This is a genomic window from Pseudomonas sp. FG6 (genome assembly GCF_057809015.1).
Genome location: NZ_JBMDJD010000024.1, coordinates 15,461 through 36,731 on the forward strand (window position 1 = coordinate 15,461; position 21,271 = coordinate 36,731).

The window sequence follows — 21,271 nt, forward strand, 5'->3', positions numbered from 1 at the left end:
ACGACTCGACTCACTGTGGGAGCGAGCCTGCTCGCGATAGCGGTGGGTCAGGCAACACAGATATCGACTGAAACACCGCCATCGCGAGCAGGCTCGCTCCCACAGGGTTATCAGTGGCGGTCTGGAAATTCGCGGTGCATCTGCGTAAGCAACGCATCCTTGGCCTGCCACAACTGGTTGATCCAGCCCTGGAATTGCAGGCGGTATTCGCCGTCCTGGTCGTAGTTCTTGCCGATGAACTGGGGAGGGATCTGCAGTTCTTCAAAATGCACCACGACATCCTGCACATTTCCGCACAACAGGTCCCAGAAGCCCGGGCGGCCGTTGGGGTAGTGGAGGGTCACGTTGACGATCGATTCCAGTTGTTCGCCCATGGCGTCCAGCACGAACGCAATGCCGCCAGCCTTTGGCTTGAGCAGGTACTTGAACGGTGACTGCTGTTGGGCGTGCTTGGCTTCGGTGAAGCGCGTGCCCTCGACGAAGTTGAAAATGCCCACGGGATTGTCGCGAAACTTCGCACAGGTCTTGCGGGTGGTTTCCAGGTCCTTGCCTTTCTTTTCCGGGTGCTTCTCCAAGTAGGCCTTGGAGTAGCGCTTCATGAACGGGAAGCCCAGCGCCCACCAGGCCAGGCCAATCACCGGAACCCAGATCAACTCCTGCTTGAGGAAGAACTTCAGCGGTTGGATGCGTCGGTTGAGCACGTACTGCAACACCAGGATGTCCACCCAGCTCTGGTGGTTGCTGGTGACCAGGTAGGAGTGTCGATAATCGAGGCCTTGCAAACCGCTGATGTGCCAGCGGGTGCGACGGACCAGGTTCATCCAGCCTTTGTTTAGGCTGATCCACGCTTCGTGGGTGTGACGCATCAACCAACCAGCGAGGCGTTGGGTGCGGGCGAACGGCATTGCCTTGATGAGCGCGACGCAGAACAGGAACGAGCAGAGCAGGATCGTGTTCAGCGCCAACAGCAGTGAGGCAATGAAACCGCGCAGGGCGGGGGGTAGGAAAACCAGCATTTAGATGTCCATGGGTCGGTTGGCGGCCTGGATCGCGGTCAGGGCGATGGTGTACACGATGTCGTCGACCTGGGCGCCGCGTGGCAAGTCATTCACCGGTTTGCGCAAGCCTTGCAGCATCGGCCCGAGGCTGACGCAATTGGCGCTGCGTTGCACGGCCTTGTGGGTGGTGTTGCCGGTGTTCAGGTCCGGAAAGATGAACACCGTCGCCCGGCCTGCCACCTGGCTGTTGGGCGCCAGTTGCCGCGCCACGGTCTCGTTGGCCGCGGCGTCGTATTGCAATGGGCCGTCGATCAGCAGTGAACGTTGCTGTTCATGGGCGAGCAGCGTCGCTTCGCGCACCTTCTCGACTTCTTCGCCGCTGGCCGACTCACCGCTGGAATAACTGAGCATCGCCACCCGCGGCGTGATGCCAAACGCGGCGGCCGAGTCGGCGCTTTGCAGTGCGATTTCCGCCAGCTCCGCAGCACTGGGGTGCGGGTTCATCACACAGTCGCCGTAGACCAGCACTTCTTCGGGGAACAGCATGAAGAACACCGAGGACACCAAGGAGCACCCCGGCGCGGTCTTGATCAACTGCAAGGCCGGGCGAATGGTATTGGCGGTGGAGTGAATGACCCCGGAAACCAAGCCGTCCACCTCATCCAGCGCCAGCATCATCGTGCCGATGACCACCGGGTCTTCCAGTTGTTGCTCGGCCATTGGCGCATTCAGGCTCTTGCTCTTGCGCAACCTCACCATGGGTTCGACGTAACGCTCGCGAATCGAATCCGGGTCGAGGATTTCCAGTCCCGGTGGCAGCTCGATGCCTTGGGCACGGGCCACCGCCTCGACGTCGGCCGGCTTGGCCAGTAGCACACAGCGCGCGATGCCCCGGGCCTGGCAAATGGCGGCGGCTTGCACCGTCAGCGGCTCGCTGCCTTCGGGCAGCACGATGCGTTTGTTGGCGCCCTGGGCGCGCTGGATCAACTGATAGCGGAACACCGCCGGTGACAGGCGCATTTCCCGTGGGGTGCCGCAGCGCTGGTGCAGCCATTTGGCGTCCAGGTGGCTGGCGACGAAATCGGTGATGATCTCGGCGCGTTCGCGGTCGTCGATCGGGATTTCCTTGTTCAAGCCATTGAGCAGGTTGGCGGTGTCGTAGGAGCCGGTGCTCACCGACAGCACCGGCAACCCGGCCTGCAAGGCGCCCCGGCACAGCTCCATGATGCGCGGGTCAGGCAGGGTGTCACTGGTCAGCAGCAGGCCAGCCAGCGGCACGCCGTTGATCGCTGCCAGGCTCACGGCCAGGATGATGTCGTCGCGATCGCCGGGGGTCACCACCAGTACGCCGGGCTTGAGCAGTTCCACGGTGTTGCGCATGGTGCGGGCGCAAATGATGATGTTGCTCATGCGTCGGGTTTCGTAGTCGCCGGCGTTGAGCACTTGCGCGCCCATCAGGTCGGCCACGTCCCGGGTGCGCGGGGCGTTGAGTTCGGGGCGGAACGGGATGCAACCGAGCAGGCGGAAATCACCGCTGCGCAGCAGGGGCGAATGGTCGTTGAGGCGCTCGGCAAACGCCTCCATGCTTTCGTCGGTACGCACCTTGTTCAGGATCACACCGAGGACTTTCGGGTCTTTCGGACCGCCGAACAATTGCGCCTGCAACTCCACGCGTCCGGACAGCTCGCCCAACACTTCGTTTTCCGGCGCCGACACCAGGATGACCTCGGCGTCCAGGCTTTTGGCCAGGTGCTGGTTGACCCGGGCGGCGTAGCTGGCGCTGCGGGTCGGGACCATGCCTTCGACCACCAGCACGTCCTTGCCGATGGCCGCTTGCTGATAGAGGGCGATGATTTCCTCCAGCAGCTCATCGAGCTGGCCGTCGCCGAGCATGCGCTCGACGTGCGCCAGGCCCAGGGGCTGCGGCGGCTTGAGGCCATGGGTGCGGGCCACCAGTTCGGTGGAGCGTTCCGGCCCGGTGTCGCCGGGATGGGGCTGGGCAATCGGTTTGAAGAAGCCGACTTTCAGCCCGGCCCGTTCAAGGGTACGCACCAGCCCGAGGCTGATGGAGGTCAGGCCCACGCCAAAATCGGTGGGTGCGATAAAAAAAGTTTGCATGCGGATTCTCTAAAAGTGCATGGCAAGGACGAGGCCGGTGAGGGGCCTTCTATCGTCGACTCAGGCGTCAAGGTTATCGCTAACCGAGGCCTGTGCGCACCAGCCGCAATCAAAGGGCTGGCCTATTTTTTCAATACGTTGCGCTGGATCCAGCACCCATGCCCGGGATTGCCAGGGAGGCTGGTGGCGCAGGTGCTGGGTATGGCCGCAGGACAGCTCGGCCACCCAGTGTCCGTCCTCGTCCTGATGGAAACCCATGACCGTCGGTCTGTCCGGGCGGACCCGTTTGTCCGGGTTCCGTTCGCTTTCGGACAAATCCTTGTTTAGACTTGTCCGTTCTTCATTCTTATGCAAAAGGTCTCGCCCCATGCTGATCGCCGCCAATAAGGCTGTCTCCATCGACTATACCCTGACCAACGACGCTGGTGAGGTCATCGACAGCTCTGCCGGCGGCGCTCCGCTGGTCTACCTGCATGGTGCAGGCAACATCATCCAGGGCCTGGAAAAAGCCCTGGAAGGCAAAACCGCCGGTGACGAGCTGAACGTTACCGTTGAGCCGGAAGACGCCTATGGCGAATACTCCGCCGAACTGGTCAGCACCTTGAACCGCAGCCTGTTCGAAGGCGTGGACGTGCTGGAAGTGGGCATGCAGTTCCACGCTTCGGCGCCCGATGGCCAGATGCAAATCGTCACCATCCGCGACCTGGATGGCGATGACGTCACCGTTGACGGTAACCACCCACTGGCCGGCCAGCGCCTGAACTTCAAGGTCAAGGTCGTCGACATCCGTGATGCCAGCCAGGAAGAAATCGCCCATGGTCACGTCCATGGCGAAGGTGGTCATCACCACTGATTTCTGCGCTACGCTCAAGTGAACTGGAAAGGCGCCATACGGCGCCTTTTTAGTCGCTTGCTGTTAGCATTCCCATGGCTTTTTTTGAAAAGACCCGCCAACCCTGGAGTTCGTCATGAGTGCTTTCCACGACCTTAAACTCAAAGCCCTGGATGGCCAGGAGCTTGCTCTGGCGCCTTTCAAGGGGCAAGTCGTGCTGGTGGTCAACGTCGCCTCCAAATGTGGCCTGACGCCCCAATACGCAGCGCTGGAAAACCTGTACCAGCAATACAAGGACCGCGGCTTCAGCGTGCTGGGCCTGCCGTGCAACCAGTTCGCCGGCCAGGAGCCGGGGACCGAGCAGGAAATCCAGGCGTTCTGCAGCCTCAATTACGGCGTGACGTTCCCGCTGTCCAGCAAACTGGACGTCAACGGTCACGACCGTCATCAGCTGTACCGCCTGCTGGCGGGCGAGGGCGCGGAATTCCCCGGCGACATCACCTGGAACTTCGAGAAATTCCTGCTGGGCAAGGACGGTCGCGTGCTGGCGCGTTTTTCCCCGCGTACGGCGCCGGATGATCCTGCCGTGATCCAGGCCATTGAAAAAGCGCTGGGCTGAAAGCTTGGCGCTGAACCCTTGTGGCGAGGGGATAAATCCCCTCGCCACAGGTTTTGTGTCCTGCCCGTCTTTTGATCCTTGATCACTCCAATCAATAGTGCTATCCGACCCTCGCTCCGGAACATATTGTCGCCGTCATATCCGACCAGTGATTCCGTTCATGGAGTGCCCCATGCCTGTCAAAGCCTTGTTCAAACCTTTCCGCCTCGGTGCGCTCGAACTGCCCACCCGGGTCGTGATGGCGCCCATGACCCGTTCCTTTTCCCCCGGCGGCGTGCCGAACGCCAAGGTTGTCGAGTACTACCGGCGTCGGGCGGCGGCGGGGGTGGGCTTGATCATCACCGAGGGCACGACGGTCGGGCACAAGGCTTCCAATGGCTATCCGAACGTGCCGCATTTCTACGGTGAAGCCGCGCTGGCGGGTTGGAAGCAAGTGGTCGAGGCCGTGCACGCCGAAGGCGGCAAGATCGTTCCGCAACTGTGGCATGTCGGCAGCGTTCGACGCATCGGCACGGAGCCGGATGCCAGCGTGCCGGGCTATGGCCCGACCGAGAAACTCAAGGATGGCCAAGTGGTTGTCCATGGCATGACCCAGGCGGACATCGATGACGTCATCGCGGCGTTCGCCCAGGCCGCCAAGGATGCCCAGCGCATCGGCATGGACGGCGTCGAAATCCACGGCGCCCACGGTTACCTGGTGGATCAGTTCTTCTGGGAAGGCAGCAATCAGCGCACCGACGGCTACGGCGGCAGCCTGGCCAACCGTTCGCGTTTTGCCATTGAATTGATTCGGGCCGTGCGAGCGGCGGTGGGCGAGGGCTTCCCGATCATCTTCCGGTTCTCGCAATGGAAGCAGCAGGACTACACCGCGCGCCTGGTGCAGACCCCCGAGGCTCTGGGTGAATTCCTCAAGCCTCTGGCCGACGCCGGCGTGGACATCTTCCACTGCTCGACACGCCGTTTCTGGGAACCGGAATTCGAGGGCTCGGATTTGAACCTGGCCGGTTGGACCCGCCAGCTCACCGGTAAACCGACCATCACCGTCGGCAGCGTCGGCCTGGATGGCGAATTCCTGCAGTTCATGGTCAACACCGATAAAGTCGCCCAACCGGCCAGCCTGGAAAAGCTGCTGGAGCGCCTGAATAACGATGAGTTCGACCTGGTGGCGGTGGGACGTGCGCTGCTGGTGGATCCGGACTGGGCGCAGAAAGTGCGCGAAGGGCGGGAGCAGGAGATCCTGCCGTTCAGTCGCGAGGCGTTGATGACCCTGGTTTAAGCATCGCCTTGTTGGGCCTCATCGCGGGCAAGCCTTGCTCCCACATGGATCTTCAGTGAACACAACACTTGTGAACAGCTGATAATTCTGTGGGAGCAAGGCTTGCCCGCGATGCTTTTCAGCGTGGCGACACAGCCTGGGGCAGCGACGATTCGACCTGGCAAACCCCACGCAACTGCGCCTCGAACTGTTCGATCACCGACGCCCAGCCCTGGCGGCTGGCATGCTGGCGTGCGTTGAGCCGTATGCAGCGCAAGGTCTCGCGCTCCTCCAGCAGCCAACGGGCCGCATCACAGAACGCCTCTTCATCCCCCGGCATCGCCAGCACGCCGTTGTAGCCATGGCGGATGTGCTGTGCCGCCGCGGCCTGGTCATAGGCCACCACACCGAGCCCGGACGCCAGCGCTTCCAGTACGACATTGCCAAAGGTTTCGGTCAGGCTTGGAAACACAAACAGATCTCCGGACGCATAGTGGCTGGCCAGTGCCTCACCCCGTTGCGAGCCACAAAAGATCGCGTCCGGCAATTCCTGCTCAAGCACGGACCGCTGTGGACCGTCGCCGACCACCACCAGCTTCATCCTTCGTCCTGGGAAGGCGTTGCACAGTGTGTCGAAACTGCGCTTGAGCAACCCCAGGTTTTTCTCCGCAGCCAGGCGTCCGACATGGATCACGGCCAGGTCATCTTCTGCCAGGCCCCAGGCTTCGCGCAGGCTTGCCGAGCGTTTGACCGGGTGAAACAACTGGCTGTCGACTCCGCGTGATAGCAACGCCACGCGCTGGAAATGCCGGCGCTCCAACTCCAGGCGTTGGCTGGCGCTGGGGACCAGGGTCAGGTTGGAGCGGTTGTGAAACCAGCGCAGGTAATGGGTGAGTACACGGCTCAACAACCCCAGGCCGTACTGCCGGGTGTATTGCTGGAAATTGGTATGGAAACCACTGACCACCGAGATGCCCAGGTGTCGCGCCGCCCGTAGCGCCGACAAGCCCAGTGGGCCTTCGGTGGCGATGTAGAGCACGTCCGGACGATGTCGCTTCCAGCGCCTGAGCAGTTTGTGCATCGACGCCTGGCCCCATTGCAGGCCCGGATACCCCGGCAACGGCCAGCCTCGGCACAGCAACAACTGCTCGTTGCTGGCCTGGCGTTGATCGTTGCCCTGGCGCGGGCGTATCAGCTCGACCTGATGACCGCGGGCCCGCAAACCGTCGTACAGGCGACCCAGGGTATTGGCCACACCGTTGATTTCCGGGAGGAAGGTTTCGGTGACGAGGGTGATGTGCAGGGGCGTGGTCATGGCCTCAGTGTCGACCGAGGCCATGTCGTCATTGTGACGTCACGATGATGGATTTGTGACCGGCTCAGCCCTGGCAGTCTCGGCCCCCTGCTCGCGCACCCAGAAAAGCGTCGCCCCAGCCACCGCCGCCGGCATCATCAGGATGTTGACCACCGGAATCAGCAGCGCCAGGTACACACTGCCGCCGAAGCCCAGGCTCTGCCAACGTTTTTGCCGCAGCCAGGCGAGCATTTCGTTCCAGCCCAGCTTGTGGTTGTCCGCCGGGTAGTCGATGTATTGGATCGCCATCATCCAGACGCCAAACAGCAGCCACAACGGTGCGGCGACGAGATTGACCACCGGGATGAACGACAGCACGAACAGCCCCAGGGCACGAGGCAGGAAATAGCCGAGCTTGCGCGCTTCCCGGGCCAGGGTGCGGGGGATCATGGCGATCAGTTCGCCCCAACTGAAGGCCGGGAAATCGTCGGTGCCGCGGATGACCACTTCGACTTTCTCCGCGAGAAAGCCGTTGAACGGTGCGGCAATAATGTTGGCGAGCATCGTGAAGGTGAAGAACACCATCAGCACCACGAGCACCACGAACAGCGGCCAGAGGACATAGCTGAGGAAGCTTAGCCAGTCCGGCAGCGATGGCATCAGCGCATCGACCCACAAGCTGAACTGATGGCCGGCGAGGTAGATCAACCCGACGAACAGCACGAGGTTGATCGCCAACGGCAAGAGTACGAACAAGCGCAGGCCCGGGCTGAGGACCAGCTTGAGGCCTTCTTGCAGGTACTGCGGGCCGGACAGGACGGGGGCGGGCATAGGAGGCTCCGAGCGGAAAATGAACGCGCCGACCTTACCGACTTTGCCCACTACGGGAAAGCGTGGACATGGGCAGTAACAAACGTTTCATCGGGCGGCGGGCCCTATCGGATGGGTTGTGGAGGATAGAGCTCACCTATGAGCTGGATTGTTAAACCGTATTTCCTTAATCTTCCCTCCCTCGATACGCTGCACCCATTCTTTTTCAGGACCGTCGAACCCAAGCCTTCCCCAAGTGCTTCAACGGTCCTTTTTAATTCGCGCCGCTCACCCGGCGTTCCGGCCCGCAAGGTCCGGTCAACAGGAGCACGTCATGTCTGAAGTCCGTCATTCGCGAGTGATCATCCTCGGTTCCGGCCCTGCCGGTTACAGCGCCGCCGTCTATGCCGCCCGTGCCAACCTCAAGCCGCTGCTGATCACCGGCATGCAGGCCGGTGGCCAATTGACCACCACCACCGAAGTCGACAACTGGCCGGGCGACGTCCACGGCCTGACCGGCCCGGCGCTGATGGAACGCATGAAAGAGCACGCCGAACGCTTCGAGACCGAGATCGTGTTCGATCACATCAACGCCGTGGATTTCGCCGCCAAGCCGTACACCCTGACCGGTGACAGCGCGACCTACACCTGCGATGCCCTGATCATTGCCACCGGCGCCAGCGCTCGTTACCTGGGCCTGCCATCGGAAGAAGCCTTCATGGGCAAAGGCGTTTCGGCCTGCGCCACTTGCGACGGCTTCTTCTACCGCAACAAGCCTGTCGCGGTGGTGGGTGGCGGTAACACCGCTGTCGAGGAAGCCCTGTACCTGGCCAACATCGCCAGCACGGTTACCCTGATCCACCGTCGCGAAACCTTCCGCGCCGAGAAGATCCTGATCGACAAGCTCAATGCCCGCGTCGCCGAAGGCAAGATCATTCTCAAGCTCAACGCGACCCTGGACGAAGTGCTGGGCGACAACATGGGCGTGACCGGTGCCCGCCTGAAGAACAACGACGGCAGCTTTGACGAGATCAAGGTGGACGGCGTCTTCATCGCCATCGGCCACACCCCGAACACCTCGCTGTTCGAAGGCCAGCTGGAACTCAAGGACGGCTACCTGGTGGTCAAGGGCGGTCGCGACGGCAATGCCACCGCCACCAGCGTCCAAGGTATTTTCGCGGCTGGCGACGTGGCCGACCACGTCTACCGCCAAGCCATCACCTCGGCCGGCGCCGGTTGCATGGCGGCCCTGGACACCGAGCGTTACCTGGACGGCCTGCAGAACGCTTCGTTCTGATTCATCGGGCATCCAAAAAAACCGGCTTCGGCCGGTTTTTTCATGCCTGGACGCCTGAGAGGGGCCATCGAGTCGGTGTCCGACGCAAATCTCTGTGGGAGCGATTTGTGTGGTTATAGAGTGTTTCAGGTCAGTTTCGCCAGGCACGCCTCCAGGATATCCAACCCTTCCTCCAGCACCGCCGGCTCGGTCGTCAACGGCGCCAGCAGCCGAACGATGTGTCGCGATTTGCCGCTGGGCATCAGCAGCAGGCCAGCTTCTCGTGCCAAGGCCAGCAGTTGCGTCAGTTGTGCCGAGGCCGGGGTGCCGTCGGCGTGGGCCAGTTCGATGCCGCGCATCGCGCCGACGCCGGTCAGACGGCCCAGGTAAGGCGTCAGCCCGCGACTGCGCCAGGCTTGGTAACGGCTGACGATCGCCTCTTCCTGTTGCGCCCCCCAGGCGTGCAGTTGGGTGTCGGTCATCTCGTCCAGGGTTGCCAGCGCGGCGGCGCAGGCGATGGGGTTGCCCGAGTAGGTGCCGCCGAGTCCGCCCTTGGGCAGGTTGTCCAGCAACGCCTTGCGCCCCACCACCGCCCCCAGGGGCACACCGCCGGCGATGCTTTTGCCCAGCAGGATCAGGTCCGGTTCGATGTCCAGCCGCGAGAATGCAAAACGCTGGCCGGTGCGGCCGAAGCCGGACTGGATCTCATCGATGATCAGCACGATACCCTTGTCGTCGCAGAACCGCCGCAGGGCTTGGGCGAAGGGCGCATCCAACGCCAGGAAACCGGCTTCGCCCTGCACCGGCTCGACGATGAAACAGGCCACGTCATTCACGTCGATCTCGACGCTCAACAGCCGTTCCATGGCTTTCAAGGCTTCGTCGCCGCTGATGCCGTTGTCCTGGCTGGGGTAGGGCAGGTGATAGACCGGGCCGGGCAGTACGCCGATTTTCTGCTTGTACGGCGCGACCTTGCCGTTGAGGTTGAGCGTGGCCAGGGTGCGACCGTGGAAGGCGCCGTCAAATGCAATCACGGCGGTGCGGCCCGTGGCACCACGCACGATCTTCAAGGCGTTCTCCGCCGCCTCGGCGCCGCTGTTGGTGAGCATGCCGCTGACCGGGTAATCCACCGGTACAAACGCGGCCAGACGCTCCATCAATTCGATGTAGGGCTGATGGGGGGCAGCGTTGAAGGCGTAGTGGGTCAGCCGGGTGGCTTGTTCGCGGATCGCCTCGACGATGCGCGGATGGCAATGGCCGAGGTTCAACACACCGATGCCCCCGACGAAATCGATGTAGCGTTTGCCATCGCTGTCCCAGACCTCGGCATTCTGGCCGTGGCTGAGGCTGACGGGGTGCACGATGGAGATCGATTGGCTGATGCTTTCGTGGCTCATGGATGACGGCTCGGACGAAGGAAAGATTTGCCTTATCTAAGCCGCGAGCAGCGGGGGCCGACAAACGAAATAAAGTTGCCGGGTCAATCTTAAAAGTCGGGATGTGGTGAGGTGCCGCTTACTTGGGATGTGCAGCCCATGGCGAGGGAGCTTGCTCCCGCTGGGCCGGGCTGGCGTTCCAGCGCGAAGCGGCCCTGAAACCTGGTAATCCGGTGTGTCAGGCAAATTGAATTTGACTGCTTGGGGCTGCTGGGCAGCCCAGCGGGAGCAAGCTCCCTCGCCACAAAAGCGGGTGGATCAGCGTTGGCGCAACGGCAGTGCTTCGAACTTCACACCAGCCAACCCATGGGCCATCAGTGCGCGGATATTGCCGTGGTCGCTGCCTTCGGGGGTGGCCAGTACCGAACGGTAATGCTCGCCAAACGCCAGCAGGGTTTCCTCGTCGCTCAAGCCTTCGAGCAGGGCCAGGCCCAGGGTCTTGCACGAGCCTTCGTTTTGCCCGGCGGCGCTTTGCACGCCGCCATTGTCGAAGGCCTGGGGCTGGTAGTCGTAGCCGGCGGCGATGAAGGCGAGGGTGTCGGCAAATACATGTTCGCCGCTCTGGAGGCTGGCACGCAGGGTGTTCAGATCAGGCATCGGGTTTTCCTTTGGCGAACGCCGCCTGTTGTTCGGCGCTGGCTTCTTTCTGGTATTGGGCTTTCCACTCGGCGTAAGGCATGCCGTAGACCATTTCGCGGGCGTCATCGAGGCTCACCTCGATCTGACGTTCATCGGCGGCGGCCTTGTACCACTTGGACAGGCAGTTGCGGCAGAAACCGGCCAGGTTCATCAGGTCGATGTTCTGCACATCCTTGCGGCTGTCCAGATGGGCAACCAGCCGACGGAAAGCGGCGGCTTCGAGTTCGAGGCGTTGTTGGTCGTTCATGGTGTTCTCTGACGGGCAGCTACACGCGGTGAGCTGCAAGTTGGATTGCGGTGATCGGGCATGAAGTCTACCGCTTGAAGCGCGTAGCGGCTATGAAGCCGCCCGGCTTGCCGCGAGTGTAATCGACACCGACTCGGCAAATCGCAAGGCATGAGGCTTGTCGACTTCGACCTCGGCGTACAGCACCGACTCGTTGGTCATGATCAAGTCCAGCAATTCCTGAGTCAGGCGTTCGAGCAGGGCGAAGCGGTTGCCTTCCACGTGGGCGATGACGGCCTTGGTGATGGTGCGGTAGTTCAGCGCGTGATCGATGTCGTTGTCGCGCACTGCGTCCTGGGCAGCGTAGAGGATGGTCAGGTTGATCAACACATCCTGTTTGTTGAGGATTTCATCCTCGTTGATGCCGATGAAGGTACGCAGGCGCAGGTCCTTGACCTTGATACGCGCCATGGCTGGTTGAAGTTGGGACATTGATTGGCTCCACAAGGCTATTTAACGTGCCGCCCACCGTTGACGGTCAGGGTTGTGCCGGTGACATAAGGATTGTCTAGCAGATAACGCAGGCTCTGGTACATCACCTCGCTGCCCGGTTCGATGCCCAGCGCGGACTTGGCCAGGGCCTTGGTGCGGTAAGCGGGGTCGTCCCCGTCATTGAACAGCAGCAGCGCCGGAGCGATGCCGTTGACCTTGATGGCCGGTGCGTACCTGGCCGCAAACGACAGGGTCAGGCTTTCGAGCCCCGCCTTGGTGGCGCAGTAGGCGATGTGCTTGCTGCTGCCCTTGCGGGTCACGTCATCGCTGATGTGCACGATATCTGCCGGGGTCGAGCGTTGCAGCAGCTCGGCGCAGTGCAGGTTGATCAGGTAAGGCGCCAGCATGTGCACCGCAAACAGGGTATTGAAAGCGCTGGCGGGGTCGTTCGCCTCCTCGGACAGCCAGGCCGAGGCGTTGTGCACGATGGCCCGCAGCCGGTCGGTGTGCTGCTTGAGTGTCTCGATAAAGGCCAGGATTCCGGCTTCGCTGGAGAAATCGGCGAACAGCAGGGTGGCGCCCAAGTCCCGCAGCGCTTGCACGCCCGGGCGCTCGGTGCGAAAGGTGGCAATGACCGGTTGCCCGGCCTCGAGCAAGCGTTGCGCGCAGTGCAGGCCGACGCGCTGGGCGGCGCCTGTGATCAGGATCGGAGCGGTGGCGCTGGGCATGGAACGGCTCGCTTTGCGGCGGAAGAGAAAACTATAACAGTGAGCAAAGCGTGCGACGAATCTGTAGCAATGCTGTGCCGGTCAGGTGAGCGGCCAGGAAAGGCATTTCTGGTCGTCATCTGACGGACAGCAGTCATTATCAATTGTGCGAAAAGCAACAAAACCGCGCATCGAATGTGTTTGTCCTTGTCATGACATGTCTTGGAGGGAGTACACTGGGATCCAATTTGCCAGCCGGAACTGTCTGCCAAAATGAGCGTGATCTCAGATGACAACTTCGTCTTCCAGGCGGCAGCTGTCTTGAATCGGGAAGACCTGTTCCCCATTCGCGAAGTGTCGCGACTGACCGGTGTGAACCCCGTGACGCTGCGAGCGTGGGAGCGCCGCTACGGCCTGATCCAACCCACCCGCACCGAAAGCGGTCATCGCCTGTATTCGTTGCAGGACATCGACAAGGTGCGCAGCATCCTGGGTTGGATCGAACGCGGCGTGGCGGTGAGCAAGGTGGGCAGGATCCTGGCCAAGACCGAGTCGGTGCAGCCGGTTTCTTCGCTGATTTCCCCTGATCTGGTCAAGGCCGATTACGCCCGCTGGCAGCAGCAGGTGATGGAGGCGGTGGGGGCTTTCGACGATGTGGAGCTGGACCGGGTCTATGGGCAGATCTTCGCCACTTATGCGGTGCCGATCGTCTTCCAGGACATCCTGATGCCGCTCTGGCGACAACTGCTGCAACGCCAGCAGCAGTTCGGGCAAACCAGTGAGTGGGTGTTCCTGGACGGCTTCCTGCGTTCGCGCATCATCCAGCGACTGCTGTTCAAGCGTGAAGGCCAGTCCCGGCGCGTCCTGGTCAGTGCCATCAGCGGACAGTGCCGTGAGCTGGAGTTGCTGGTCTCGGCCCTGTTCCTGTCCAAGGCGGAGGTGGGCGTCAGAGTGCTGACGATCGGCCTGCCGTTCGACGAGTTGACCCTGGTGTGCCAGAAGATCCAGCCGTTGGCACTGGTACTGGTTTCCAATCACGCGCCCGTGTCCGAACTGCCGAAGCGCCTGTGCAAATTGGCAATGAGCCTGGATTGTCCGTTGATGTTGGCCGGCGACGCGGCCGATCTGCTCCAGGACCCGTTGGCGGGATCGTCGATCGGTTGCCTGGGCAACGAAGGAGTCTTGATGCGCCAGCGCCTGCGTCAGTTACTGGCAGGCAACCTGGATACTTGAGTGAGCCAACTGCGTTGACGCTAGGCATTGTGTGAAAAGTGCCTGCGCGACGATCAGGCGACTTTTTGTATAAACCCTAGAGATGCATCGCCGGGTGGGTCAGGCGATGTTGCTGGAGGATGTACTGGCGCAGGCGTTCGGTCTCATCTTCGTCATTCTGGCTCAGATGATAGGCATACAGGCCTTTGGCGGTTTCCCGTTCGAAGGCACCCCGCAAGGAAATCCTCTCGTAGCCTGACGGGCTGAACCACAGGGCGAATTGTTTCGGAGGTTTCACACGGCTGCGGTTTTCCAGCAAGACGCCTTTGCACGATATCTCGTGGACCCACAGCGAGCCCGGTTGGCCCTTGGCGTTTTCCAGCGCCACCGGCTCTTCGAGCGTCAGGCGCCATGGACGAATCCTCGGGCCGTCCTCGTAGATGCTGGGCACCCCCAGGCGCAAGTGCATCGCGTGGAACTCATCTTCCACCAGATGCAGTGGGAAGGTCATTTGCTGGTTTTCGAAATGGGCCTGCAGCGTGACCTGTTCGTTGGCGGCCAGGCGCGTCAGCAGGTCGCGGATCTGTGATCCACCGTTTACAAGCAGGCTCGACGTAACGTCCCGCTCGTTCAATTGCGGGTTGTGTTGCATGGTCCGGATGAAATCCAGTTCATCCTGAGTCAGGAGTGCGTCGCGCTGCATGATCTGCTCGAAGTGATAAATGACATCTTTACTGGTGATTGTAGTGACTGACCGTTAATTCGCCGGTTTGTTTGCACCGTTCGTCGCCTCAAGCCGACGTATTGTCTCGCGTGCCTCAGCCAGTTCCGTTTCCAGCTGGGCGACGCGCTGTTGAGCCTTCACCTGGATCGTGACGTCTTTTTGCACGCCGATGAAATAGGTGTACCCGTCGGCCTGGTTCTTTACCGTGGACAGCGAGAGCTCATTCCAGAACGGTGTGCCGTCCTTGCGGTAGTTGCGTAACACCTCGCGGCAGACACCGCCTTGCTTCAAGGCCTGGCGAATGCGCTCCAGCGAGGGTTGGTCGCGGTCGCCCGACTGAAGGAACCGGCAATCCTGGTAAAGGATCTCGTCGCGGTCATAGCCGGTCAGGCGTTCGAAGGCCGGGTTCACGTAGATCAGGATATTGTCTTCGTCGCCTTCTTTTTCGGCGATGACGATCCCGTCGTTCGACGCGTTGATGATCAGTTGCATCAGTTGAGCGTTGATCATGGTGGCAACCCTGAAACGTCCTTGTGAAGCGACATTCTAAAAGAAACTCAGGGACTGTCTACTGGCCATTATGGGGCGATTGAGAGCCATTCGCAGCTTGGCGGGCGCAACTGGTACTATCTCGACTCTTTTATTCAGCTTCAGGATCAGATTGATGAAAGTCGCCATCCTTTCCGGCTCAGTCTATGGCACCGCCGAAGAAGTCGCCCGGCATGCGGCCAGACTGCTCAGCGACGCGGGTTTCGAAGCCTGGCACAACCCCCGTGCCAGCCTGGCGGATATCCAGGCATTCGCGCCACACGCCCTGCTGGCGGTGACCTCGACGACCGGCATGGGCGAGCTGCCGGACAACCTGATGCCGTTGTATTCGACCGTCCGTGAGCAGTTGCCTGGGTTCTTTCGCGGCTTGCCCGGCGCGGTGATCGGCCTGGGCGATGCCAGCTATGGCGATACCTTCTGTGCAGGGGGCGAGCAGATGCGCGAACTGTTCGCCGAGTTGGGCGTGAACGAGGTTATCCCGATGTTGCGCCTGGATGCCAGCGAAAGCGTCACCCCGGAAATGGACGCCGAGCCCTGGCTTGCCGAACTGATTGACGCGTTGCGCGGTTGAAACGGTCATCGTGACTTGCTCGGTCAGTGAGCTGGCCAGCGCTGACCGTCAGCGGATCATCCCTCCACCTTATCGCCCACCATTCACTCCCAATCGAGTTGATTGTGACCGATTGGCTTGTGCCGGACACTCAGGCTCATTGTCCTGTCGGTCTGCTGGAGTTCTGCCATGAATGAGTCTGTGCGCTTCGAAGATAAAGTCGTGATCGTCACCGGGGCCGGCGGTGGCCTGGGGCGCGCCCATGCGCTGCTGTTCGCCAGGCACGGCGCGAAAGTGCTGGTCAATGACCTTGGCGGTTCGGCGCAAGGCGAAGGGGCCAATGCCTCGGCAGCAGACCGGGTGGTCGCCGAAATCCGCGAGGCCGGCGGTATCGCCGAGGCCAACCATGACTCGGTCACCGACGGCGACAAGCTTGTGCAAAATGCGCTCGACGCGTTCGGTCGGGTCGACGTGGTGGTCAACAACGCCGGCATCCTGCGGGACAAGACCTTCCACAAGATGGACGACGCCGACTGGGATCTGGTCTATCGCGTCCACGTCGAGGGTGCCTATAAAGTTACCCGCGCGGCCTGGCCGCATCTGCGCGAGCAGAATTACGGGCGAGTGATCTTCACCGCGTCCACGTCCGGCATCTACGGCAACTTCGGCCAATCCAACTACGGCATGGCCAAGCTCGGCCTTTACGGCCTGACCCGCACGCTGGCAATCGAAGGTCGCAAGAACAATATCCTGGTCAACGCCATCGCCCCCACCGGCGGCACCCGCATGACCGAAGGCCTGATTCCGCCGCAGGTCTTCGAACAACTCAAGCCTGAGCTCGTCAGCCCGTTGGTGGTGTACCTGGCCAGCGAAGCCTGCCAGGAAACTTCCGGCTTGTTCGAGGTGGGCGGTGGCTGGATGGGCAAGGTGCGCTGGGAGCGCAGCCTGGGCACCGGCTTCGACCCGCGTAAAGGATTTTCACCGGAAGACGTCGCCGCCCATTGGCAGCAGATCTGTGATTTCGAAGGGGCCGCGCACCCCAATGACAACCTGGAAGCGTTGAAGGAAATGATGGCGAATCTGCAACGCTATGCTGTTTAAGCCCGTTGCCTCGACCCGTTGCCGTTAGACGCGGCCACGTCGCTCAGGGGAAATATTTCCTGACTAGCGCCGCGAGGTTCGCGGCGGTCTCGATATCCATCACCCCGTCATAGTTCGCTGGACGAAAGTGCAGCTGGAAGGCGCGCACCAGCCGCTGGAAACCTGCACCCGTCGTGGCGGCCGAAATGTCATAGCCATATTTCTTGAACAGCCCGAGCAATTGCTCGCGTGTCGGCAATCCATTGCTTTGATAGGCCTGCGTGTAGGTTTTTTTCGTGGGCTCATCGAACCAAGCGCCGATGCCCTCGGCGTACAGCGCTTGCCAGGGAAACATCGGGCCTGGGTCGCTCTTTCGCCCGGCGGCAATGTCCGAATGCGCGACGACATTGACCGGACTGATGTCTGGATAACGCTTGAGAATGTCCAACGCCAAGTCTTCGATCGCCTCGATTTGCCGGGCCTCGTAAGGCGGGAAGGTAAATTGCCCTTGGTCATCGCGAGCGAGGTTGATGATTTCCACACCAATTGAAGTGTCATTCAAATTGCTTCGACCACCCCAACTGCTCACCCCCGCATGCCACGCGCGCTGGTTTTCGTCCACCAGATTGAATACCTGCTGGTCTTTGAAGCCTGCGTGCAAGTAACTGGGATCGGTGATGTCCGGAATCAAATAATGGGCACTGACCGAGGCGCCGGTCAGTGCACTGACAGAAGATGAAAAGTTGCCGGCCGTGTAATGGAAAACCAGGAAGCGAATTCGGCCGTTGTAGCCTTTTCTTGATCGATAGCTGCTGGAGTTAATGGGTACCATGAAAACCTCACTGAATTGAAATCGAAGCAGAAGCCTGCGACTGACTTTCAGCCTATCAGTGGATTTTTAATGGGCTTGTAGTGGGTTTCCTGCTTTGTTGTAGGAGTAGGCGTTTTGAAAACGCGGAATTGGGTTGATTGTTTGTTAAAGGGGTGAATTTTTTTTGAGAAAAAAGCCGCTGCGATCAACGCAGCGGCTAAATCATATTTAAAGTAAGGGTGATGAAGAATCGCGGCCACACAGCTATTGGCAGCGGCTTGGCTATCGATGGATCAATTAAAATTTATGTGTCGTTTTTCTAAGGCGTTTTTTGGTGCTTTCCAGTTTTGCCCTTTGAGGCATAGTCCTTTCGCGCCGTTTAATAATATGCTTTTTGAAGGCTTTCATCGTGTAGGTATGCTTTGATCAAAGCGCTCGGTGTATAAAGTGAAAAGTTTACGAGGTTAGTGGGTATCTTTTCTCTTTTATGAAGTCTGGTGCTTTCCAGTTTGGGCCTTTTATAGCGACCGGGCCTTCGCCATTTGCTAGTACCCCCTCTTTAAATAGCCTTGCATAGGTTCTGAGCAATTCTCCATTTGCTACAGCCTCAAATCGATAACGGGAGACCATTCTGTCGAGCGATGGATACGCTAAGCAGATGCCGAAAGCGGAAACGATGTCTGTAATCGATTCGTTTTTCACGATTTTTTCGATGGTGTCTATAAGAATTCTCCTTTCAAAAGACGTTTTTATTCTTCTATTTACTTTCTGCCCGCTTGAAGTGCTCTAAATGAGTACGGTGGCGGCAATAAAATGCCGCCACATGCTTGCTTATAATGGTTTGATGAAAAGTCGTTTAATCAAGATTTATATATCGTTTTTCAGTGGCGAATTTTGGTGCTCTCCAATTTGGACCTTTAATGCACAGTCCTTTTGCACCGTTTGACAATATGCCTGCATCGAGAAGCTTCTTATAGGTTTTTTCAAGCTCGCCGTGCTGCACAAGCTCCTGATTGTGGCGCCTAATCATCAAATCAAGGTGTGGAGGGGCCTTAAATAGCGCAAACACAGTGATGATGTCTTCCAAGGATTCGTTCATGACTATCTGCTCAATTGTGTTCATTGGAACATTTCCTTTAGGAATTTTTGATAGTTTCTTTCGTCTTGTAGATCCGCTTTGATCAAGGCATCCGGCGTATAAAGTAATAGTTCTTGTAGTTTAAAATCTTCAAGTGTTGCGGTATGGGCGTTGTTCCAATCGGATGAGCCTTGTGCGGGCGAAAAGTCATCGGCGAGCCCCAGCGCTCGAAATCTTTCTAATTCTCTGATTTCATGTGTGTAGTACCGCCGATCTGTATCGGTGGCATCGACCTTGCCACTTAAAATATCCTCAAGCCGTTCGATCATTACATCATTTGCATCAGACTGATTCAGTCGAGCGATATGCAGCTTTACCGCATCCAAGCCTTTCTGAGTAACCGTCGCTGTCCTCCAATCCAACTCCAAAATCGGTCCGCCAGCCTGCTCCGGGTTAAAATCGCGCCCGCTGTGCTCGCCTTTGGTCGTTGCCCCTTCATAAGGACTGTTAAAGACGGTATAGATCGGCGCAATACCGGATTCAACTGGGAACACCGTAACGAATCCACCAAAATGGTAGAGATCGAATTCGGGGTGCGTATCAATTCGCCCCGCTACCGCCACTGGGGTAGCTCCGGCGTAAAGAGGAATGTCCGGTGTCATGGCAGGCAGCGATGTGGACATACCATCCGGCTTCACCAAGGGAGTCCAGATAACGGTGTTGGATGCGGCGTCCGGACTTACAGATCGGTAAAAATTACCCAAGGGATCAAGCGTGGCGAGACGCACGGGTACCTTGGACACAGCCAGCGCGCTGCGAGTATCCGTTACGGCGAACTCTGTTGTATTGGCCGTCGTTCTGGAGCCTATGACGACGGGGAGGCTGATCTCACCCTGTGCTGTTGCGACTGCGTGCAAATCATCGGAATTGTCTGGTGCGAGCTCAGACAGTGGGACGCTCAACGCGTAGAGGTCACCATTGCCCAATTCGGATGAATAAAGCAGCGCCGCGAACCCTGCCAAAGCCGGTGCTGCTACTGCGCTGATCGATTCGGCAGCCACGGTGATCGCGGTCCGAAGCGCTGCCTGGACTGCCAAGGTCACTTCCGGGCTTATGGCCAGGCTACTGCCGGCGATGGTGAATACCGGGCTTGAGATGGCTGCCGTACCCGATATGGGGAATGCACTACCCGCCAGGGCTTGTCGCAATGCCTGCCCTTGAGCAATACGGTGGGCCTCAGCTTCGGCTGCGATGCGCGCTTGCTGGGCTGCAATGCGCTTGGCTTCTGCTTCGGCCTGGGCTTTTGCTTGAGCGGCGGCTTTCTCGGCTGCTGCCTGGCGTTGTGCTTCTGCTGCTAGCCGCGCTCGTTCCGCGGCAATGTGTTTAGCTTCGGCTTCGGCTTCGGCTTCGGCTTCGGCTTCGGCTTCGGCTTCGGCTTTTGCGTTGGCCTCGGCGATGGCTTTGTCTTGTATGGCTAAGCGAGCATTCAGTAGCTTTATCTGTTCAGCCAGAAATTTTGCATGGTAGGCCGCTGCATAAGATGTATTCCATTTTTCTGCCGCTTTGATGTAGTCCTTTTCTGATATGCGCATAGGGACTTCGAACCCTTTCAAAAAGGGATCGCGTGTCTTATGTGTCAGCGGATCATGACCATAAAAAATGTTGGCGGTTTTTATCTGTTTTTTATGCTCTGTCGTTATGCTGGAAAGTAGTAAGCTCAACGCGTTTAACTCAGAGGTGAGCGCGTCGGGTCCGGATTGTGCGATAGCCTTGAGAGCCGCTCTTGCTTTTGCGAGTTCAGCGTCAGTTATGCGAACGATACTTTTTATATTGGTGTTGTAGGTCTTTTCGGTTTGGGTATTGGCTTCCCATATCCAATCTGTAGCAATGTCGATGCCGTCACGTCCGAGATCCGCATTGATCGTAATCGCAGAGTGATCCCAATTACTACCGAATCCATGACTTTGAAGCGGGAGCGTAGGGGGGATTCCCCTGTTTACAAGAATGTTCTTTTCTTGCTGCATATTGATTTCCTTTTCGATTCGAATATCTCAATGGACTGCTCGCATCCAATGCTTGCAGTTAATTCATGGCTGGCTATTCCGTCGCCATCCAGGTCGACGAGAAATGACTATAAATTCGATCGCAGAAACTGGGCAGGCGGGCGTTTCCGACAGCAACGTAGGAAACAAGAAGTTTTATCTCAGGAAACGGCCCCCCATAAAAAAGGCCGCTGCATATGCAGCGGCCCAAGCATGACGTTGCAAAGGAGCTAGAAAACCAACGCCAGTGAACACGGGGGTGATGGATCCATGCAGCAACCCATCCGGAAGACGGTGCGCCAGGCATGAGGGATGCCGTGACGACTCAGGCTTGCAGGCCCGTTGTCCTGCAAGCCCGGCCAGCATAGGGGCCAGGCCGCTTGGGAAACAGCCCGGATCCGGACATGCACCGTTGCAGGGCGCGCAACAGTGGGGCGGGTGGGATGATCATGCGTGGCGCTGATAAGCCATCATCCAGTGCGTTCATGCTCCTCGCAAAGGCCCGCGCTGCCTGGGCTGTCAT

The 21,271-nt window shown here is 59.4% G+C and carries 22 protein-coding genes; 7 read left to right on the top strand and 15 right to left on the bottom strand.

The window, feature by feature from the left end; all coding sequences use genetic code 11:
• Nucleotides 1–110: 110 nt before the first annotated feature.
• The 3 genes from yihG to ACODSJ_RS16565 are packed head-to-tail and all read right to left on the bottom strand — an operon-like array spanning nucleotide 111 to nucleotide 3,515.
• Nucleotides 111–1,016 (bottom strand): 1-acylglycerol-3-phosphate O-acyltransferase, YihG family, encoded by a 906-nt coding sequence (yihG, locus tag ACODSJ_RS16555; protein ID WP_489102750.1) that lies wholly within the window; start codon nucleotides 1,014–1,016, stop codon nucleotides 111–113.
• A complete protein-coding gene (gene pta / locus ACODSJ_RS16560) occupies nucleotides 1,017–3,116 on the bottom strand; it encodes a phosphate acetyltransferase (RefSeq protein WP_489102751.1) in 2,100 nt (699 codons plus the stop codon).
• A 60-nt stretch (nucleotides 3,117–3,176) separates the two neighbouring features.
• The gene (locus ACODSJ_RS16565) at nucleotides 3,177–3,515 is read right to left on the bottom strand and encodes a DUF3565 domain-containing protein (protein WP_489102752.1); all 339 of its coding nucleotides are present in this window, start codon (nucleotides 3,513–3,515) and stop codon (nucleotides 3,177–3,179) included.
• On the opposite strand from ACODSJ_RS16565, the gene ACODSJ_RS16570 reads away from it, so the two are divergent.
• From ACODSJ_RS16570 to ACODSJ_RS16580, 3 genes are all read left to right on the top strand, one after another.
• The gene (locus ACODSJ_RS16570; RefSeq protein ID WP_260963291.1) at nucleotides 3,484–3,969 is read left to right on the top strand and encodes an FKBP-type peptidyl-prolyl cis-trans isomerase; all 486 of its coding nucleotides are present in this window, start codon (nucleotides 3,484–3,486) and stop codon (nucleotides 3,967–3,969) included. The genes ACODSJ_RS16565 and ACODSJ_RS16570 overlap by 32 nt on opposite strands.
• A 115-nt stretch (nucleotides 3,970–4,084) precedes the next feature.
• Entirely contained in the window at nucleotides 4,085–4,567 is a 483-nt protein-coding gene (locus ACODSJ_RS16575) for a glutathione peroxidase (protein WP_489102753.1), read from the top strand.
• Nucleotides 4,568–4,739: 172 nt separating this feature from the next.
• Complete coding sequence (locus ACODSJ_RS16580) at nucleotides 4,740–5,843, top strand: NADH:flavin oxidoreductase (RefSeq protein ID WP_489102754.1); 1,104 nt, start codon at nucleotides 4,740–4,742, stop codon at nucleotides 5,841–5,843.
• Nucleotides 5,844–5,961: 118 nt separating this feature from the next.
• Here ACODSJ_RS16580 and ACODSJ_RS16585 read toward each other — a convergent pair whose 3' ends face one another.
• Nucleotides 5,962–7,161, bottom strand: a complete 1,200-nt coding sequence (locus tag ACODSJ_RS16585; protein WP_489102755.1) for a glycosyltransferase family 4 protein — start codon at nucleotides 7,159–7,161, stop codon at nucleotides 5,962–5,964.
• Between the two features lie 15 nt (nucleotides 7,162–7,176).
• The gene (gene cysZ / locus ACODSJ_RS16590; protein ID WP_489102756.1) at nucleotides 7,177–7,947 is read right to left on the bottom strand and encodes a sulfate transporter CysZ; all 771 of its coding nucleotides are present in this window, start codon (nucleotides 7,945–7,947) and stop codon (nucleotides 7,177–7,179) included.
• Nucleotides 7,948–8,260: 313 nt separating this feature from the next.
• On the opposite strand from cysZ, the gene trxB reads away from it, so the two are divergent.
• Nucleotides 8,261–9,223: a thioredoxin-disulfide reductase gene (gene trxB / locus ACODSJ_RS16595; RefSeq protein WP_489102757.1), complete on the top strand. Its 963-nt coding sequence runs from the start codon at nucleotides 8,261–8,263 to the stop codon at nucleotides 9,221–9,223.
• A 125-nt stretch (nucleotides 9,224–9,348) separates the two neighbouring features.
• On the opposite strand, the gene ACODSJ_RS16600 is transcribed toward trxB, so the two are convergent.
• The 5 genes from ACODSJ_RS16600 to folM form a co-directional block, all read right to left on the bottom strand.
• On the bottom strand, nucleotides 9,349–10,599 hold the full coding sequence (locus ACODSJ_RS16600) for a 2-aminoadipate transaminase (protein ID WP_489102758.1): 1,251 nt from the start codon (nucleotides 10,597–10,599) through the stop codon (nucleotides 9,349–9,351).
• Between the two features lie 297 nt (nucleotides 10,600–10,896).
• Entirely contained in the window at nucleotides 10,897–11,235 is a 339-nt protein-coding gene (locus ACODSJ_RS16605; RefSeq protein WP_489102759.1) for a HopJ type III effector protein, read from the bottom strand.
• Nucleotides 11,228–11,524 carry a DUF1244 domain-containing protein gene (locus ACODSJ_RS16610; protein WP_260961660.1) on the bottom strand — a complete coding sequence of 99 codons (297 nt, stop codon included), beginning with the start codon at nucleotides 11,522–11,524 and terminating at the stop codon, nucleotides 11,228–11,230. The genes ACODSJ_RS16605 and ACODSJ_RS16610 overlap by 8 nt, the downstream gene beginning before the upstream one ends.
• Before the next feature lie 90 nt (nucleotides 11,525–11,614).
• Nucleotides 11,615–11,995, bottom strand: coding sequence for a dihydroneopterin triphosphate 2'-epimerase (gene folX, locus ACODSJ_RS16615; RefSeq protein WP_489102760.1), 381 nt, complete (start codon nucleotides 11,993–11,995; stop codon nucleotides 11,615–11,617).
• A gap of 17 nt (nucleotides 11,996–12,012) precedes the next feature.
• A complete protein-coding gene (gene folM / locus ACODSJ_RS16620) occupies nucleotides 12,013–12,723 on the bottom strand; it encodes a dihydromonapterin reductase (RefSeq protein WP_489102761.1) in 711 nt (236 codons plus the stop codon).
• 252 nt (nucleotides 12,724–12,975) lie between these two features.
• Between folM and ACODSJ_RS16625 the strand changes: the two genes are divergently transcribed.
• Nucleotides 12,976–13,935, top strand: a complete 960-nt coding sequence (locus ACODSJ_RS16625; RefSeq protein WP_489102762.1) for a MerR family transcriptional regulator — start codon at nucleotides 12,976–12,978, stop codon at nucleotides 13,933–13,935.
• 76 nt (nucleotides 13,936–14,011) lie between these two features.
• Here the strand turns inward: ACODSJ_RS16625 and ACODSJ_RS16630 are convergent, their stop codons facing one another.
• Both ACODSJ_RS16630 and ACODSJ_RS16635 read right to left on the bottom strand, forming a co-directional pair.
• A complete protein-coding gene (locus tag ACODSJ_RS16630) occupies nucleotides 14,012–14,617 on the bottom strand; it encodes a hypothetical protein (RefSeq protein WP_489102763.1) in 606 nt (201 codons plus the stop codon).
• Nucleotides 14,618–14,671: 54 nt separating this feature from the next.
• Nucleotides 14,672–15,148 (bottom strand): PAS domain-containing protein, encoded by a 477-nt coding sequence (locus ACODSJ_RS16635; RefSeq protein WP_489102764.1) that lies wholly within the window; start codon nucleotides 15,146–15,148, stop codon nucleotides 14,672–14,674.
• 154 nt (nucleotides 15,149–15,302) lie between these two features.
• Between ACODSJ_RS16635 and ACODSJ_RS16640 the strand changes: the two genes are divergently transcribed.
• Nucleotides 15,303–15,758 carry a flavodoxin gene (locus ACODSJ_RS16640; RefSeq protein WP_489102765.1) on the top strand — a complete coding sequence of 152 codons (456 nt, stop codon included), beginning with the start codon at nucleotides 15,303–15,305 and terminating at the stop codon, nucleotides 15,756–15,758.
• A 168-nt stretch (nucleotides 15,759–15,926) separates the two neighbouring features.
• Entirely contained in the window at nucleotides 15,927–16,838 is a 912-nt protein-coding gene (locus ACODSJ_RS16645) for an SDR family oxidoreductase (RefSeq protein ID WP_489102766.1), read from the top strand.
• 43 nt (nucleotides 16,839–16,881) lie between these two features.
• Here ACODSJ_RS16645 and ACODSJ_RS16650 read toward each other — a convergent pair whose 3' ends face one another.
• From ACODSJ_RS16650 to ACODSJ_RS16660, 3 genes are all read right to left on the bottom strand, one after another.
• Entirely contained in the window at nucleotides 16,882–17,649 is a 768-nt protein-coding gene (locus ACODSJ_RS16650; protein WP_489102767.1) for an N-acetylmuramoyl-L-alanine amidase, read from the bottom strand.
• Between the two features lie 835 nt (nucleotides 17,650–18,484).
• Nucleotides 18,485–18,751, bottom strand: a complete 267-nt coding sequence (locus tag ACODSJ_RS16655) for a hypothetical protein (protein WP_489102768.1) — start codon at nucleotides 18,749–18,751, stop codon at nucleotides 18,485–18,487.
• Entirely contained in the window at nucleotides 18,748–20,730 is a 1,983-nt protein-coding gene (locus ACODSJ_RS16660) for an S-type pyocin domain-containing protein (protein ID WP_489102769.1), read from the bottom strand. The genes ACODSJ_RS16655 and ACODSJ_RS16660 overlap by 4 nt, the downstream gene beginning before the upstream one ends.
• Nucleotides 20,731–21,271: the final 541 nt, after the last annotated feature.

What these genes read in the sequence shown, in the direction of transcription:
- ACODSJ_RS16605 (WP_489102759.1), bottom strand. Translation starts at nt 11,235, where the DNA reads ATGCCTGATCTGAACACCCTGCGTGCCAGCCTCCAGAGCGGCGAACAT.
- trxB (WP_489102757.1), top strand. Translation starts at nt 8,261, where the DNA reads ATGTCTGAAGTCCGTCATTCGCGAGTGATCATCCTCGGTTCCGGCCCT.
- ACODSJ_RS16565 (WP_489102752.1), bottom strand. Translation starts at nt 3,515, where the DNA reads ATGGAGACAGCCTTATTGGCGGCGATCAGCATGGGGCGAGACCTTTTG.
- ACODSJ_RS16635 (WP_489102764.1), bottom strand. Translation starts at nt 15,148, where the DNA reads ATGATCAACGCTCAACTGATGCAACTGATCATCAACGCGTCGAACGAC.
- ACODSJ_RS16640 (WP_489102765.1), top strand. Translation starts at nt 15,303, where the DNA reads ATGAAAGTCGCCATCCTTTCCGGCTCAGTCTATGGCACCGCCGAAGAA.
- folM (WP_489102761.1), bottom strand. Translation starts at nt 12,723, where the DNA reads ATGCCCAGCGCCACCGCTCCGATCCTGATCACAGGCGCCGCCCAGCGC.
- cysZ (WP_489102756.1), bottom strand. Translation starts at nt 7,947, where the DNA reads ATGCCCGCCCCCGTCCTGTCCGGCCCGCAGTACCTGCAAGAAGGCCTC.
- ACODSJ_RS16575 (WP_489102753.1), top strand. Translation starts at nt 4,085, where the DNA reads ATGAGTGCTTTCCACGACCTTAAACTCAAAGCCCTGGATGGCCAGGAG.
- ACODSJ_RS16585 (WP_489102755.1), bottom strand. Translation starts at nt 7,161, where the DNA reads ATGGCCTCGGTCGACACTGAGGCCATGACCACGCCCCTGCACATCACC.
- folX (WP_489102760.1), bottom strand. Translation starts at nt 11,995, where the DNA reads ATGTCCCAACTTCAACCAGCCATGGCGCGTATCAAGGTCAAGGACCTG.
- ACODSJ_RS16630 (WP_489102763.1), bottom strand. Translation starts at nt 14,617, where the DNA reads ATGCAGCGCGACGCACTCCTGACTCAGGATGAACTGGATTTCATCCGG.
- ACODSJ_RS16660 (WP_489102769.1), bottom strand. Translation starts at nt 20,730, where the DNA reads ATGCAGCAAGAAAAGAACATTCTTGTAAACAGGGGAATCCCCCCTACG.
- ACODSJ_RS16625 (WP_489102762.1), top strand. Translation starts at nt 12,976, where the DNA reads ATGAGCGTGATCTCAGATGACAACTTCGTCTTCCAGGCGGCAGCTGTC.
- ACODSJ_RS16570 (WP_260963291.1), top strand. Translation starts at nt 3,484, where the DNA reads ATGCTGATCGCCGCCAATAAGGCTGTCTCCATCGACTATACCCTGACC.
- ACODSJ_RS16580 (WP_489102754.1), top strand. Translation starts at nt 4,740, where the DNA reads ATGCCTGTCAAAGCCTTGTTCAAACCTTTCCGCCTCGGTGCGCTCGAA.
- ACODSJ_RS16600 (WP_489102758.1), bottom strand. Translation starts at nt 10,599, where the DNA reads ATGAGCCACGAAAGCATCAGCCAATCGATCTCCATCGTGCACCCCGTC.
- ACODSJ_RS16610 (WP_260961660.1), bottom strand. Translation starts at nt 11,524, where the DNA reads ATGAACGACCAACAACGCCTCGAACTCGAAGCCGCCGCTTTCCGTCGG.
- ACODSJ_RS16650 (WP_489102767.1), bottom strand. Translation starts at nt 17,649, where the DNA reads ATGGTACCCATTAACTCCAGCAGCTATCGATCAAGAAAAGGCTACAAC.
- ACODSJ_RS16645 (WP_489102766.1), top strand. Translation starts at nt 15,927, where the DNA reads ATGAATGAGTCTGTGCGCTTCGAAGATAAAGTCGTGATCGTCACCGGG.
- pta (WP_489102751.1), bottom strand. Translation starts at nt 3,116, where the DNA reads ATGCAAACTTTTTTTATCGCACCCACCGATTTTGGCGTGGGCCTGACC.
- ACODSJ_RS16655 (WP_489102768.1), bottom strand. Translation starts at nt 18,751, where the DNA reads ATGAACACAATTGAGCAGATAGTCATGAACGAATCCTTGGAAGACATC.
- yihG (WP_489102750.1), bottom strand. Translation starts at nt 1,016, where the DNA reads ATGCTGGTTTTCCTACCCCCCGCCCTGCGCGGTTTCATTGCCTCACTG.